This window comes from Coprococcus sp. OM06-34AC (genome assembly GCF_003462545.1).
Classification (GTDB): domain Bacteria; phylum Bacillota; class Clostridia; order Lachnospirales; family Lachnospiraceae; genus Coprococcus; species Coprococcus aceti.
Window position 1 is genome coordinate 474,075 of the sequence record NZ_QTZF01000002.1, and the last position, 13,526, is coordinate 487,600.

The window sequence follows — 13,526 nt, forward strand, 5'->3', positions numbered from 1 at the left end:
AATATAGAATTGCAAAAAAATGCAGGTGTGGCAAAACACACCTGCATCTCTTATATATTAATCTGTAAAGATCTATTAACCGTTGATTCTTGCAAGAAGCTCCTTGCCAAGCTCCTCGTTGCCCGGCTTGCCGAGAAGAGCGAACATGTTCTTCTTGTAGCTCTCAACACCTGGCTGATTGAATGGATTTACACCAAGTGTGTATCCACTCACACCACATGCAAACTCAAATGTGTAGAATAGCTCACCGAGAGTGAACTCATCAATCTTGTCGATGTTGATCTGGATGATAGGAATTCCACCATCTGCGTGTGCAAGGATAGTTCCGTTCATAGCACTCTTGTTGGCGAAATCAACTGTCTTGCCTGCAAGATAGTTAAGTCCGTCAAGATCTGAGTCCTCAGCCTCCATAACGATCTCACATGTTGGATTAACAACATTGATAACTGTCTCGAAATGGTTCTGTGAACCCTGCTGGATGAACTGTCCAAGTGAATGAAGGTCTGTTGTAAAGTCTGTGGCTGTTGGGAAAAGTCCCTTGCCGTCCTTACCCTCGCTCTCGCCGTAGAGCTGCTTCCACCACTCTGATACATAGTGAAGTGCCGGCTCAAAGTTAGCAAGGATCTCGATTGACTTACCCTTGTTGTACAATACATTTCTTACTGCTGCGTACTTCATAGCATCTGAATCGTCGAAGTCCTGTGCAAGACAATCCTTTCTTGCTGAAGCTGCGCCTTCCATAAGCTTATCTATATCAGCACCGCTTACTGCTATTGGCAGAAGACCAACTGCTGTGAGAACTGAGAAACGTCCTCCTACATCATCAGGAACTACAAATGTCTCATAGCCTTCCTCTGTTGCAAGTGTCTTGAGAGCTCCCTTTGCCTTGTCCGTTGTGGCGTAGATTCTCTTTGCTGCGCCCTCCTTGCCATACTTCTCAACAAGCTTCTTCTTGAAGATTCTTGAAGCGATACCAGGCTCTGTTGTTGTACCCGACTTGGAGATGATGTTGATAGAGAAATCTCTGTCACCGATCACCTGAAGCAGATGAGCCATGTATGTGCTGCTGATATTTGATCCTGCATAGTAGATCTCAGGAGTCTTACGGATTGACTTGTCAACTGAATTATAAAAGCTGTGTCTTAAAGCTTCGATGGCTGCTCTTGCACCCAGGTAAGAACCACCGATACCGATTACTACAAGCACGTCTGAATCTGCCTGGATCTTAGCTGCTGCCTTCTTGATTCTCGCAAACTCTTCCTTGTCATAGTCTACTGGAAGGTCGATCCATCCAAGGAAATCATTTCCCTCACCGGTCTTGTTTACAAGTGTTGCCTTTGCAGCTACTACCTGATCCTTGATTGCTGCGATATCAGCGTCTGTAGCCATGGCTTTTGCATTCTTAAAATCGAAACTTACTGTCTGTGCCATTTGTTTTCTCTCCTTACTTGTATTAAATTTTTCACATTGAATCAATTTTAGCAAATAGGTATACCATAATCAACTATTAATCTCAAAAAACTCCCCCAAAGCCACAACCGGTTTGGAGGAGTTTTCAATTATAACCATGTCTAAAGCACTACTTAACCGTCACTTTGATCTTTGCACAAACACCATTTTCAGACATTACATAAACCGTACATGTGCCCTTACGCACTGCCTTTATAACTCCTGCAGATGAAACAGTTGCCACCTTTGCATTGGATGTTATGAACCTTTCCTTCTTCGTAAGATGGTTTAACGCCTTCTTCTTTGGATTCTCAAGCTTAACCTTCTTGGTGATCTTAAATGTTTTACCTTTTGCAAGGTTAACCTTGGTCTTGTTCACAGTAACTTTCAGGACATTTGTCTTTGATGCTTGAGGCATTGCAACATGGACTGTATTTGTCCTGCCGAGATATACCTTCTTGCCACCCGACATCTTGTATGCGACTGTAAAATACTTGTATTCTCTCTTATTATTGAGGTTCTTATCGGCATATTTCTGGGACTTCGGTACATTAGCAAGCTTATTGAAGTTGTTCTTTCCATTACAATATGACCAGTATACATCATATCCTGTTGCACCTTTGACCTTATCCCATGTCAGATCTATTCTTGTTCCTGTTCCCTTTCCTTTCATAAGGAAGAACGGAAGTGTCTTCTTATAGAGTTCTGTTCCACTAGGTTCAACATTTGGAGATTTCTTTATAACAAGACGGCCAATAGCAAATGTTATATTGTAGTTTGGATTTGCACCCTTCTTCTGGCTTGCTGTGATCGTGTATGTTCCGGACTTCTCACCAGCAGCTCTCTTGAGAACAATTCCTGTAAGCTTATCCTTGCCAACAAGTCCCTCCGCTGTAAATGTAAACTTCGGATCCGCCTTGCCTTCATACTTAGATGCGTCATTTGCAGTTACTCTGATGGCTTTTGGATTTACCGTGATCGCAACCTTTGCAGCTGCTGCCTTATAGTTCTGATTTGCCGCAACGGATACTGTCACAACCGCCTTGCCTGCACCAACTATAGTTACCTTGCCTGTGCCATCCACCTTGACAACCTTTGTATTGCTGCTTGTAAATGTTTTCTTGTCATTTCTACTGCACTTCACATTGAGGGCAAACTTTGCATCTCCATATGTCTTTGCTGCCACCTTGCCTACTTTGAGAGTTGTTGCTGCTGGAATTATCTCTCTCTTTGCAACTGTGAACTGAACCGGCTGTGTCACATACTCATTGTAATTGGTTGTAGCACAAACCTTGGCATACATATAATATGTGCCCGGATCTGCCGATCTGGAGTTCTCCCACAATGTTCCATCCGTGTTGCTGTTCTCTGTTGTGTAGTAATACTCTATAACAGGATCCTCCTGTGATCCTGTAACCTTTGGGCCCTCTATACTGTCGCCAAATGTGTAATCGCTTACATCAAATTCAACATTCTGGTCAAGTCTCTGTATTTCAAATTCTGCATATGCCGTAACATCAGCTATCTTCACAACAAACTTATAAGTACCTGCATTTACCGGCGCATTCTCATTTTCCGGATAATCGGTATCGCCTGTTCCCTCATAATATGTAACAGCTGCCTCTCCGGTCTTCTCTGTTATCCAGTTATTAACAACTGCACCTGCATATTCTGTGCCGTCATACGCTCTGCTTTCTGCTGTCACAGTACAGCTGACCGCCTCGTTTCTGCCCTGATATGCGCAGTGTGCCGGATTCTCAGTTTCATTGCAGTATGCAATTATCTTGTTACTGTGGCCTTCTTTTATCTCATACGTCCAGTCATGATGATGAACCATATCCCATGACTTGTTCTGAAGTATGTAATTGGCTGCATTACCCGTAGTTGCAAGCCCAAATCTGTATGTAGTTACAATCGTCTCTATTCCAGGTGTAACGTCCCACAGTACTACAGTATAATCCTCGTCATATACAAGTTCATCTCCATCCAGCAATCCTGAGAACTGGATTCCCTGTATATATGCATTTTCATCAACAATTACCTTATCCGCTGTGATCGTTTTCTTTTCGATAGTCACAGTCACATCGCCAAATACCGGTGAACACTCATCTGCTGTAACAAGGTAATACACCTTATATGTTCCGGCATTTTTAAGTTCTGGAACCGTCTGTGTGTACGGCTCATCTGCTGCCAATGAATAACTGATAGAAGCTCCATCCAGGCCATCTGCAATTGTAACAGATGGGCTATGTATCAATCCATCATAAGTGCAGGTTGTATCTTCCGCAGTTACTCCGGCGATCAGGTCACGTGAGACTGCCTTGGCATCTGACCACAATGAAGCTGGTCTTGTCGTATTAGCCACGTATCTTGTGCGAACATATACCCTCTGATTCTCTTCAAGTCCTGAGATAACATAATTATCTGACACATTCAGATCATCGAGAACTGTCCAGGCCGCTCCATCCATCGAATACTGATACTGCTGTCCGCCAAGCGGGCTTACTGTCACAGAATCACCAGTCACGCTTACTATCTCAATGCCTTCGCCGTCTGCAGCACTTTCCATATCAGCTGGTGTTGGATTCTGTATGTCTGCAAGAGTCTTCGGTGCAGATGGCGCCTCCGGTCTTGCTGCAACAGTTATATCAGCAGGTGTATCCTGACTGTCCTTCTTGCTGATACTTATATTTTTACCAAACAAACTATATGATACGTCGTTATCATCTGTTCCCTCAAGGGCTATATCACCATACATATCACTCACAATTTCATATGACTCGCCATCAACAGTGATGATATATGAAGTATCGCCATCAAGATCTGTCAGATTTTCTGTTATATAATCAACCTGTCCTGTAACTGCTCCTACATCAGCCACCGCTCCAACGCTGAATTTGAAACCTATATGTCCGCCATCTTCAACATTTGTCCATGACATTGTCAATCCCGAATCTATTCCTTCAACCAGGGATGCAGCATTCTGACCATTTATTTCAGCAGTTTCCTTTATGTAACTTGATGAACCTGTATTGTACTCAAATATTCTTCTGGAATCATAGTCCCCGATCCAGTAATAACTTGCCTGTGTTATAGGGGCAAGAACAAATGATGGAGTATCATCTGCCGCATCCGCCACTTTAGCAACTCCCATCATCGCTATCTGCTGTAATTCACCATTCTTGACAGTGGCAGCAAGCACCGCTTCATCTGCACTGTCAGAGCTTGTAATTTCATTTCCAATATTCGCGTCAGCTCCTATAGCGAATGAGTGCTGTCCCTCACCAAGTTCAGCATCAAAAATCAGATCGTGAGTATTCATAGGATCAAACGACAATCTTAGAGCTGCAAGCGAAGCCACAGATACTTGTGATGTAGCCGTTTCTGCTGAAGGCTCTGAATCGCTTCTGCTGTACAATCTCCATACTTTGTCGTAGCTTGTTCCAAGCATATAGTTCTTTCCGTCCTTGGTATACAAGCCAACAATATCAAACCCATTGCCATTGGCCATATAGGCCATAACTCCATTGCTTATATACCAGCAAGTATTTGGCTTTGTCCACGTATTTCCATTGTCACTGGTAGGGATAACTGCCTTTACCGCTCTGCTGGCTGTACCATCCACCACGCACCTGTACCAGTATCCATGAGTCGGGGTGAACGTATATGTACTTCCATTTGCACCTTCAATATCTGTAAATGGTCCACGCTTACTGGTTGCGCTCTGCCACTGATATGTTGCAGCTTCCCCTGTCACGTCCATAACGAGAGTGATTGAACTATTCGTCATATTCTTGCCATATGGATATCCATTGTTCATGAATACAACTTCTTCCTCCGAAGGATCTGTATTGCCTCCGCCTGAAAAGCCACCGATCTGAAATGTTATTTCATTGCCGCTGGCGTCCACGATCTTGCCAGCATTCAGATCAATACTTCCTATGTAAATATCAGGGAATACATAACCATTGTAATATGTCCACGTATACAGATAATACACACCCGTGGTACCCATATCTATTCCCTCTCCGGAAATGGTATCCGTTCTGTCATATGTACCCGAACTCCTTGAGAACGAGTTCTCTGTTATCCAGCCTTTAAATCCGCAGCCTTCAGGTGACTCGGCACTCGCCCATCCACTATACCTATGGCTGCTCAGATAATCACCAAAGTTTGTGAGGTCGCCAGACAAGAACTTCTCAGACTGAATGCCAAGCTTACAGCTCGCACTGGCATAACCGGTGGTCGTCCAACCCCACTTGAGACCTCTCAGATGTCCATCTGTGCTGATATCCACGTCTGTTACCTTGATATTCTCCATAGCCGCTGCGTAGGCAGTATTCTTACCACCTATCGAAATCAAACACGTTATGACCATGAAAGCTGTCATGAGCCATGCCATAACTTTTCTACATAGAATTCTTTCTTTCATACACTTCCCTCTCTTTCTCAATAAAACCTCTTTTTCGTGTGTCCGTTAATGTTTTCTCTCTGCAACCATTACCTCCTGTTAATTCTTGACTCTTTCCCTTTAACAATTTATGATAATTATAATTCGTACATCAATGTTCAAGTCAACAATAATTTTGCGGTATTTATGCAACATTCACAATTTTTTTTGTCTATTTTTAAGAGAAGGGGAATCATATGAATCACGCAAATAAAAATCTATATCAAATTGGCGAAGTCACCAAAATGCTTGGAGTGACAAGAAGAATGCTGTTAAACTACGAAGACCTGGGGCTTCTGACACCCGCATACAAAAATGAGAGCAGCGGTTTCCGCTACTACTCTGCCGATAACATCGTACATATACGAATTATAAAAGTTCTTCAGGGACTAGGATTATCGCTATCCGAGATTAACAAGTACTTCAATAATACCGAAAAGCTTGAGGATGTCATTGAACGTATGACTGCGCTCCGTTCCCAGCTGGATCTGTGCATAGCCCAGCTTCAGCTGCGTCAGTCCCAGACATCAGAACCGGAGATCCATTTTACCACTCTTCCCTCATTCACTGCATTTTGTCAGGAGTTCAAAGACTCTGATCTGGCCAGAAAAACTGAAGATCTGCGCAAGACCTTTATCGAGGCAACAAAAAAATATCAACTGGACACCACAGGCAAAATGTGTACAGAGGTTTTTATCGAGTCAGCATCAGCCGGAAGATATGTCATACCTGTCGCAGCAGATCCTGACACCAATGACGAACACATAAAAAAACTTCCACAGACTGCAGCTATCTGTATATACCATCGTGGTCCATACGAAAATTTTGACACTGTCCAGAAGAAACTATTGGACTATGCAAAAGAAAACAATCTTGCTACCTGTGGTTATTTTCGCAATTCGTTTATGGAGGGTCCTCCAACCCACGGAGCAAATAAAGATGCTTATATCACACAGATCGCACTGCCAATACGCAAAAGCTCTCCGTTCGGATCGGCATGATCCGCGCAGAGAGCTTCTGTTTCTGATACTACTATTCAATTTTCATCTCATTCAAAGACCTGAACTCATATCCCTCCTTCTCCAGGTTTGTGAGAACCGTATCAAGTGCCTGCGCATTTGACGACGACACATTGTGTATGAGCGGAATGGCTCCCGGATGATGATATTTCGCAAAATGATCAATGACATAATCCGCTCCTGGCTGATTGTTCACATCATAATCAAGGTAAGCCATACTCCAGAATATGGTCTTGTACCCCATATCCTTGGCCAGCTGCAGAACCTGTTCACTGTACTCACCGCAAGGCGGCCTGAAATACATATCCATATCATAACCCGTTTCACTCTTCATAAAATCCGAACACTCTCTGAGTTCATTTTTCTGCTCCTCCACAGTCTTCTCCGGCATACACGGATGATGAACCGTGTGGTTTCCCACCTGATGACCATCCTCCTTCATCCTCTTCACTATATCCGGATTGTCCCTTATATAAGTCATCGTCACGAAGAAGCAGCCCTTTGCATTGTGCTTTTTGAGCACATCCAGCATCTGCTCTGTATATCCGTTCTCGTACCCACAGTCAAATGTCAGATACATCACCTTTTCATTCTTCTCAGCACACACTCTGTCCACGTAGAACGCATCGTACTGCTCCAGCGGAAAGCTGTTGTCACAGCCACTCATTCCATGATTTTTGTCCCGCACTATGTACCATGAATATTTCTTTGTCGATATCTGGCTGTAATCCCTGAGTCTGGTCATATCCTCATCCTGACTCTCCCCGTCTGTGTCCGTGTTACTCTCCGCATCTTCCGTCTTGTCTCCCGATTTTTCTTTTCCTTCCGCATCACCTTCCCCATTCTTCGCACCGTCCGCCTGACACTCTGCGTCCCCCGGAGTCGCCACCATCTTGGACAGATCCTCCTTGTCATATATGGAGCATCCGCTGAGCACGGCTCCAATCACGCAGGCAGCATACAGTCCTGCTATCAAGTACAGCTTTCTCACTATCTACCATCCTGAATTTATTGGCTTCTGCAGGCGGCTTTCACCTACATTTCATCTGCCACGCACCTGCTCATCAACACCCCTGCTATCCGTCCGCAAGCATTTTCTTCATTATTCCGTCAAGCAGAGCATCATAATCTGACTTATCACTCCGCTGTGCTTTCCGCGCAGGCTTCGCCTTTCTTTTTATCCTGTCATTTTCATCTGTCTCACTGCATGCTGCCATGGCCTCAACAGTATCCTGCTTCGTCGTCTGTTTCTCTTCTTCCTTTTTCAATCTGTTTGCCAGGCTGTTGCCCAGATAATTTCTGGCGCTGTCACGCAGAGTCCTCATATGCCATTCACAATTCCACTGGTTATGAGCAGCCACCAGCACTATGCAGGTTGCCAGTCCACACCCCAGCATCTTCAATGTCTCCACGCCATCGCCTACTACATAATATTGATACGCCGCTGCAAATATGCCTGTCCCAGCTGCGGCCACTCCCATATTTTTCACAAATCCATTCCACACATTTATCGGTATAAAACCTATCTTCAGCCTGTCTATGTACTTGTCCACAAATGCGGCAGTGTCATGTATGTTCACATCCAGCGATGTTATATCCTCATACCGCCTGCGCATCTCCATCAATTGTTTTTTCCGCGTCGTTCCCATGCGCTCAGCCGCCTTTGCCAGTCTTGCAAGATAACTGCTCATCACAGCCCGTCCTGTCAGCCCTATACACCCACACACTATCATCACATACATACACACATTCTGATTCAACAAAATTTCAAACATAGTTTTCCCTCTCTTTTCAATTATTCGATCATATCCTGTCAGGGCTTAACCCCACATCCGTTTGGCCGGTCCGGATGGTAGTATTATATGAGCGACATTCCGGAGTATACAATTATTTTCGCTCGACAAATGTTTGTCTTTTGCATGCTCTTTTGATATACTTCAAGATGAAAAAAGCAGGATACATACATCTTAGAATGTATCAGCGAATATTAAAATGATTGGTTAAGTACAATAGAAAAGAGGTATTGTTATGGTTTATAAGACTAAAGGAACCTGCTCTGTCGAGATCAACTTTGACGTCATCGATGGCAGGCTGCATGATGTAAAGTTCACCGGAGGATGCAATGGTAACCTCAAGGGTATCGGAGCTCTCGTAGAAGGCATGAAGCCAGAGGACGTCATCGCCAGACTCGAGGGCACAACCTGCGGTTTCAAGCCGACTTCATGCCCGGATCAACTGGCTCAGGCACTCAAGCAGTATCTGGCTTCAGCACAGTAACAGGAGGATTAACAATCATTATGAAGAGAATTATATTGACAGGCGGCGGTACAGCAGGTCATGTCACACCAAACATGGCACTTATGCCGGAGCTGAAGAAGCACGGATATGACATCCAGTACATCGGTTCATATGACGGCATGGAGAAAAAGCTTATAGAAGATATGGGCATCCCTTATCACGGCATAGCTTCAGGAAAGCTCAGAAGATACTTCTCAATGAAGAACTTCTCAGATCCGTTCAAGGTACTTAAAGGAATATCTGAAGCAAAGAAGCTCATGAAAGAGCTCAAACCTGATGTAGTATTCTCAAAGGGAGGATTTGTCACAGTCCCTGTGGTATTTGCCGCACACTCAGCAGGTATCCCTGTGGTGATACACGAATCAGATATGACTCCCGGCCTTGCAAATAAGCTCGCCCTTCCAAAGGCGACAAAGGTATGCTGTAACTTTCCTGAGACAAAGGATCTCTTCCCTGAGGGCAAGGCAGTCGTAACCGGAACCCCTATCAGAGAGGAACTTTTCCGCGGCGATTCCGCATTTGCATATAACTACTGCGGTTTCACTGACAACAAGCCTGTTCTCCTTATCGTGGGCGGAAGTTCAGGAAGCGTCATAATCAACAACGCAATAAGAGACAATATCGACCGTCTTCTGGAGACCTTCAACGTCATCCACCTGTGCGGCAAGGACAATCTGGATGAATCCCTCAAGGATAAGAAGGGCTATGTCCAGTACGAATATGTAAAGAAGGAACTTGCAAGCATGCTTGCACTGTGCGATATCATCATCTCACGTGCAGGAGCCAATGCCATCTGTGAGCTTCTCGCACTCAGAAAACCGAACATCCTCATTCCTCTGTCAAAGGCTGCATCAAGAGGTGATCAGATTCTCAACGCCCAGTCATTTGAGAAGAGCGGATACAGCTATGTGATCCAGGAGGAAGAGCTTAACACAGAGTCTCTGTTCGCCGGAATAAATGAAGTGTACAACAACAAAGAGAAATATATCCAGGCTATGGAGTCCAGCAACCTGACCGACTCAACGGGAATCATCATCAACATGATAGAGGATCTCGTAAACGGCCACGACTGATCTGCATAAGATCTGCAAAAGCAATTATAAAAAGGCAAAATAAAACTCCACACCGTCTAAATCATAGTCGGTGTGGAGTTTTATTGTATATTAACTATTATTAGTTAGCCAGAGCCTGAAGTACAGCAGCCTTCATCGCATCGTCACACTGCTCATCTCCTATGTACAATGTAACTGTACTCTTTCCGCCTGCAGGAAAATCAAATACTGCCTTCAGTGTCTTGTCTATATATGTTCCATCTGAACCATACTTTGCAAGATCCATGCTGACCTTTGTTCCATAATATGTGATTCTGAATCCACCGTTTGTTGTGTCCTCATAATACCATACTGTTGTCTTGGCCTTCTTATCAAGAGCGTCTCCATATGTAACACCTGTAGGAACCTTCTTCTCTGTTCCGTTGCTCTGTACATCTGTATAGACGATCTCATTCTTCTTAAGGCTGTCTATCTTGTCCTTTGCTTCATCGTTAGTACGATACTGAATATTACCCTTTACAAATATCTGAGCTGTCTCAGGAAGAACCAGATACACACCGCCACAGATAGCTGCTACCACAATAATGGCTACAAGGATCTTAACAAATGTCTTCATAATTATCTCTCCTATCCACAATCAAATTCATCAATCGATACTAGAACAGTTCTTTCTCAAGCTGGAATATGAAATCCTCAAGGAGCTGCATGCGTTTGCTGTACTCAAGTCGTCCAGCCTCCGTCTTACATCTCTTGATCTTTGGTTTATTGATCTTATAAAAATTCTTGATTCTGTAATATGCGCGCTTATAGCTTGCCTCGTCCTCTATAGCCGTAGCCATGGAATCCCACAGAACACTGATCGCTCCAACTTCATCCAGCAGGTCTGCATCCATAACTATCCTGCACTCAAGTGACAAATCTGCATCAGTATCCTTCTCCTCATGGATCATGATTATCTCGCCTATCTTGGCTATCTTCTGTGGATCGACTCCCAGACTGTCAAGATAATTGACAGCTATCTCTGCTCCGACCTCCCCATGTGGTCTCTCATCATCCCAACCCACATCATGAAGAAGTGCCGCGAGAACTATTATATCCAGATCTCCACCTAACTTCGACTGAAGCTTTATCGCCCATCTATACACCCGCATAGTATGTTCAAATCTGCTCCTGAATGGATAATTAGGCGGCCTGCCGTTTACGGCTGTCTGTTCCTTTACAAAATCAATTACTTCAGCGTAATTCATATCCGTTTCGCCCCTTGGAAATCACTATTCTGCAGCGCATAATAACACTGCAAAAGTATCATACTTGATGATAACATCTTTTGTGGGATTTTGCTATATTTTTTTAAATTTTTAATAAATAATGTTAAAAATAAAAAAATCCATGCGATCTTCCTTCGAAGCGTCACCATAGACGTTACCTCAGCAGTTAACTCAGCCCAGGCACCCTCACGGCACACAGGAGATTCCCCTTAGTGCTGCTTCGTCTCCGACCTGACACGGTTCGAAGATTCCTGTTGCGCGAGACCCAGACATCAACATCACTTACTGAGGGCAGCCCTACAGCGGCCACCCCTCCGGAAGACCATCACCCCTGCTATAGCGGATTGCAGGTACAGGGCGCCGCTACCTCCCCGGTTGCATGGAAACTTTAAAACATATTTAATTGGCTGTGCACAAGATGCACCGCAGGCTACATTATATCTGACATGCCGCCCGCCGTCAAGCATTCTTCGCTTTTCCCTGTCTCAGGTCGCGAAAAAAGCTCTTCATCATCTCACTGCATTCATCCTGCCGCACACCACGTATAACCTCAACCTGATGATTGAACTGTTTCATGTCCAGCAGGTTTATTATGGAGCCCGCACATCCGGCCTTGGGATTCATGCATCCTATCACCACATTTGGGATACGGGCCTGCACTATGGCCCCGGCACACATCTGGCACGGTTCAAGGGTCACATACATTGTGCACTCCTCCAGCCGCCAGTCGCCGAGCTTCTTTGACGCCTGTTCTATGGCCAGTATCTCCGCATGTGCAAGTGTGGTCTTTTTCAGATTTCTCTTGTTGAAGCCCCTTGCGATTATCCTGTCATCGTGGACTATGACACAGCCTATCGGAACATCGCCATTTGCATAAGCCCTCTTTGCCTGGGCTATGGCTTTACCCATATACTTCTCATGGATACGCCGCTCCTCCGGCGTCAGCTCATCTATATTGGTATCTTCCATTCTCTTTATCCTCTTCTTCCTATCTTATATCCACTATCCAGTAGCCGAAGCTGCCGGTCTTGATATGTGTCTCCTTCTCCGGCACGAATCTGTCAAATCCAAATATCCCGGCAAGGTATTTCTCCCTCGAGGAATACACCCCCGGAACTCCAAGTATGTAACTGACGCGGTCATCATCTGGGGAAAATATGACTTTGCCAAACATCAGGTATTTGTAGCTGTAATACCCGTGTGTCAGGAAGCTGTTCACCCCGAGCTTCCAGTTGCACATGTCCAGCAGACCTATGTCATTCGGGGATATCTTCACGCTCTCTATGACGCTGTCCAGCCCGTCATCCAGGGAGCTTCCCGGAAGAAGTGGCAAACGTTCATAGTTCTCAAACATTTTGTCTATCGCCGTTCCGGTCTCGGAGGTCTCGACCTCATCAGAACATACAGGCTCCGCCGGTGCAGCACAGCTCTCAAGCTCCAACTCTGCCGTGACCGTATCTGTTATGGAGGCCTCTCTCACCGCCTCGCTCAGTTCCTCAGCATCGCGGCCCGCACGTTTCGCATCCCACATTCTGGAATAATCTATCACACTGTCCGTCCAGGACGAACAGAATATATCGCTGTCGTAATACTCCTGCCCCATATTTCCATCCGGCTGTATACGCCTTATGACGATACCGGCAAATGCAGTCACAGGCCGTCCACTCTCCATGACATCATCCCAACAGAATGAGAAGCACTCCTCACCGTGTCCATTTCTGAGTCTCATCTTACCGACGAGCACCGGCAGAGGGATCATCACGGGTTCATTTGTCTGTTCACCGCCCACTGCGCCTTCGTCGGCCAGCGTCTCCCTGTAAATGAACACGCCATAGATTTCCTCTCTGCTGTTCATTCCGTTTCTCAGTCCAACCGTGAGTCTTCCCGTTCTCCCCACCTTTGCCACCTTGGCAAATCCTGAATTTTCACATTTGTGTCCGTCGTGATACCTGTAAATATACGATATAAATCGGTTCCAGTACACCATAGA

Annotated in this window: 11 protein-coding genes and 1 other RNA gene; 3 read left to right on the forward strand and 9 right to left on the reverse strand. The window is 45.0% G+C overall.

Going from position 1 to position 13,526, the window contains the following annotated elements; all coding sequences use genetic code 11:
- Positions 1-75: 75 nt before the first annotated feature.
- A complete protein-coding gene (locus tag DXB91_RS05320) occupies positions 76-1,431 on the reverse strand; it encodes a glucose-6-phosphate isomerase (protein WP_004852292.1) in 1,356 nt (451 codons plus the stop codon).
- Between the two features lie 148 nt (positions 1,432-1,579).
- A complete protein-coding gene (locus tag DXB91_RS05325; protein ID WP_118017002.1) occupies positions 1,580-5,881 on the reverse strand; it encodes an MBG domain-containing protein in 4,302 nt (1,433 codons plus the stop codon).
- A gap of 215 nt (positions 5,882-6,096) precedes the next feature.
- Between DXB91_RS05325 and DXB91_RS05330 the strand changes: the two genes are divergently transcribed.
- Positions 6,097-6,900: a MerR family transcriptional regulator gene (locus DXB91_RS05330; RefSeq protein ID WP_117550028.1), complete on the forward strand. Its 804-nt coding sequence runs from the start codon at positions 6,097-6,099 to the stop codon at positions 6,898-6,900.
- 31 nt (positions 6,901-6,931) lie between these two features.
- On the opposite strand, the gene DXB91_RS05335 is transcribed toward DXB91_RS05330, so the two are convergent.
- Together DXB91_RS05335 and DXB91_RS05340 are read right to left on the reverse strand one after the other, a co-directional pair.
- The gene (locus DXB91_RS05335) at positions 6,932-7,909 is read right to left on the reverse strand and encodes a polysaccharide deacetylase family protein (protein ID WP_243003524.1); all 978 of its coding nucleotides are present in this window, start codon (positions 7,907-7,909) and stop codon (positions 6,932-6,934) included.
- An 85-nt stretch (positions 7,910-7,994) separates the two neighbouring features.
- A complete protein-coding gene (locus DXB91_RS05340) occupies positions 7,995-8,693 on the reverse strand; it encodes a hypothetical protein (protein ID WP_118017003.1) in 699 nt (232 codons plus the stop codon).
- Between the two features lie 253 nt (positions 8,694-8,946).
- On the opposite strand from DXB91_RS05340, the gene DXB91_RS05345 reads away from it, so the two are divergent.
- On the forward strand, positions 8,947-9,195 hold the full coding sequence (locus tag DXB91_RS05345) for a TIGR03905 family TSCPD domain-containing protein (protein ID WP_015534506.1): 249 nt from the start codon (positions 8,947-8,949) through the stop codon (positions 9,193-9,195).
- A gap of 20 nt (positions 9,196-9,215) precedes the next feature.
- Positions 9,216-10,289, forward strand: coding sequence for an undecaprenyldiphospho-muramoylpentapeptide beta-N-acetylglucosaminyltransferase (locus tag DXB91_RS05350; RefSeq protein WP_118017004.1), 1,074 nt, complete (start codon positions 9,216-9,218; stop codon positions 10,287-10,289).
- Positions 10,290-10,389: 100 nt separating this feature from the next.
- Here DXB91_RS05350 and DXB91_RS05355 read toward each other — a convergent pair whose 3' ends face one another.
- The 5 genes from DXB91_RS05355 to DXB91_RS05375 form a co-directional block, all read right to left on the reverse strand.
- A complete protein-coding gene (locus DXB91_RS05355; protein WP_015534504.1) occupies positions 10,390-10,884 on the reverse strand; it encodes a hypothetical protein in 495 nt (164 codons plus the stop codon).
- Positions 10,885-10,924: 40 nt separating this feature from the next.
- Positions 10,925-11,515 (reverse strand): HD domain-containing protein, encoded by a 591-nt coding sequence (locus DXB91_RS05360; protein ID WP_015534503.1) that lies wholly within the window; start codon positions 11,513-11,515, stop codon positions 10,925-10,927.
- 140 nt (positions 11,516-11,655) lie between these two features.
- Positions 11,656-11,919, reverse strand: an RNA gene (gene ffs / locus DXB91_RS05365) — signal recognition particle sRNA large type.
- Between the two features lie 76 nt (positions 11,920-11,995).
- On the reverse strand, positions 11,996-12,505 hold the full coding sequence (tadA, locus tag DXB91_RS05370; RefSeq protein ID WP_118017005.1) for a tRNA adenosine(34) deaminase TadA: 510 nt from the start codon (positions 12,503-12,505) through the stop codon (positions 11,996-11,998).
- Positions 12,506-12,524: 19 nt separating this feature from the next.
- Entirely contained in the window at positions 12,525-13,523 is a 999-nt protein-coding gene (locus DXB91_RS05375) for a DUF6128 domain-containing protein (protein WP_117550018.1), read from the reverse strand.
- Between the last annotated feature and the right edge of the window lie 3 nt (positions 13,524-13,526).

Excerpts from the sequence above, each read along its gene's own strand:
- DXB91_RS05320 (WP_004852292.1), bottom strand. The coding sequence starts at position 1,431 with ATGGCACAGACAGTAAGTTTCGATTTTAAGAATGCAAAAGCCATGGCT.
- DXB91_RS05325 (WP_118017002.1), bottom strand. The coding sequence starts at position 5,881 with ATGAAAGAAAGAATTCTATGTAGAAAAGTTATGGCATGGCTCATGACA.
- DXB91_RS05330 (WP_117550028.1), top strand. The coding sequence starts at position 6,097 with ATGAATCACGCAAATAAAAATCTATATCAAATTGGCGAAGTCACCAAA.
- DXB91_RS05340 (WP_118017003.1), bottom strand. The coding sequence starts at position 8,693 with ATGTTTGAAATTTTGTTGAATCAGAATGTGTGTATGTATGTGATGATA.
- DXB91_RS05345 (WP_015534506.1), top strand. The coding sequence starts at position 8,947 with ATGGTTTATAAGACTAAAGGAACCTGCTCTGTCGAGATCAACTTTGAC.
- DXB91_RS05350 (WP_118017004.1), top strand. The coding sequence starts at position 9,216 with ATGAAGAGAATTATATTGACAGGCGGCGGTACAGCAGGTCATGTCACA.
- DXB91_RS05355 (WP_015534504.1), bottom strand. The coding sequence starts at position 10,884 with ATGAAGACATTTGTTAAGATCCTTGTAGCCATTATTGTGGTAGCAGCT.
- DXB91_RS05360 (WP_015534503.1), bottom strand. The coding sequence starts at position 11,515 with ATGAATTACGCTGAAGTAATTGATTTTGTAAAGGAACAGACAGCCGTA.
- tadA (WP_118017005.1), bottom strand. The coding sequence starts at position 12,505 with ATGGAAGATACCAATATAGATGAGCTGACGCCGGAGGAGCGGCGTATC.
- DXB91_RS05375 (WP_117550018.1), bottom strand. The coding sequence starts at position 13,523 with ATGGTGTACTGGAACCGATTTATATCGTATATTTACAGGTATCACGAC.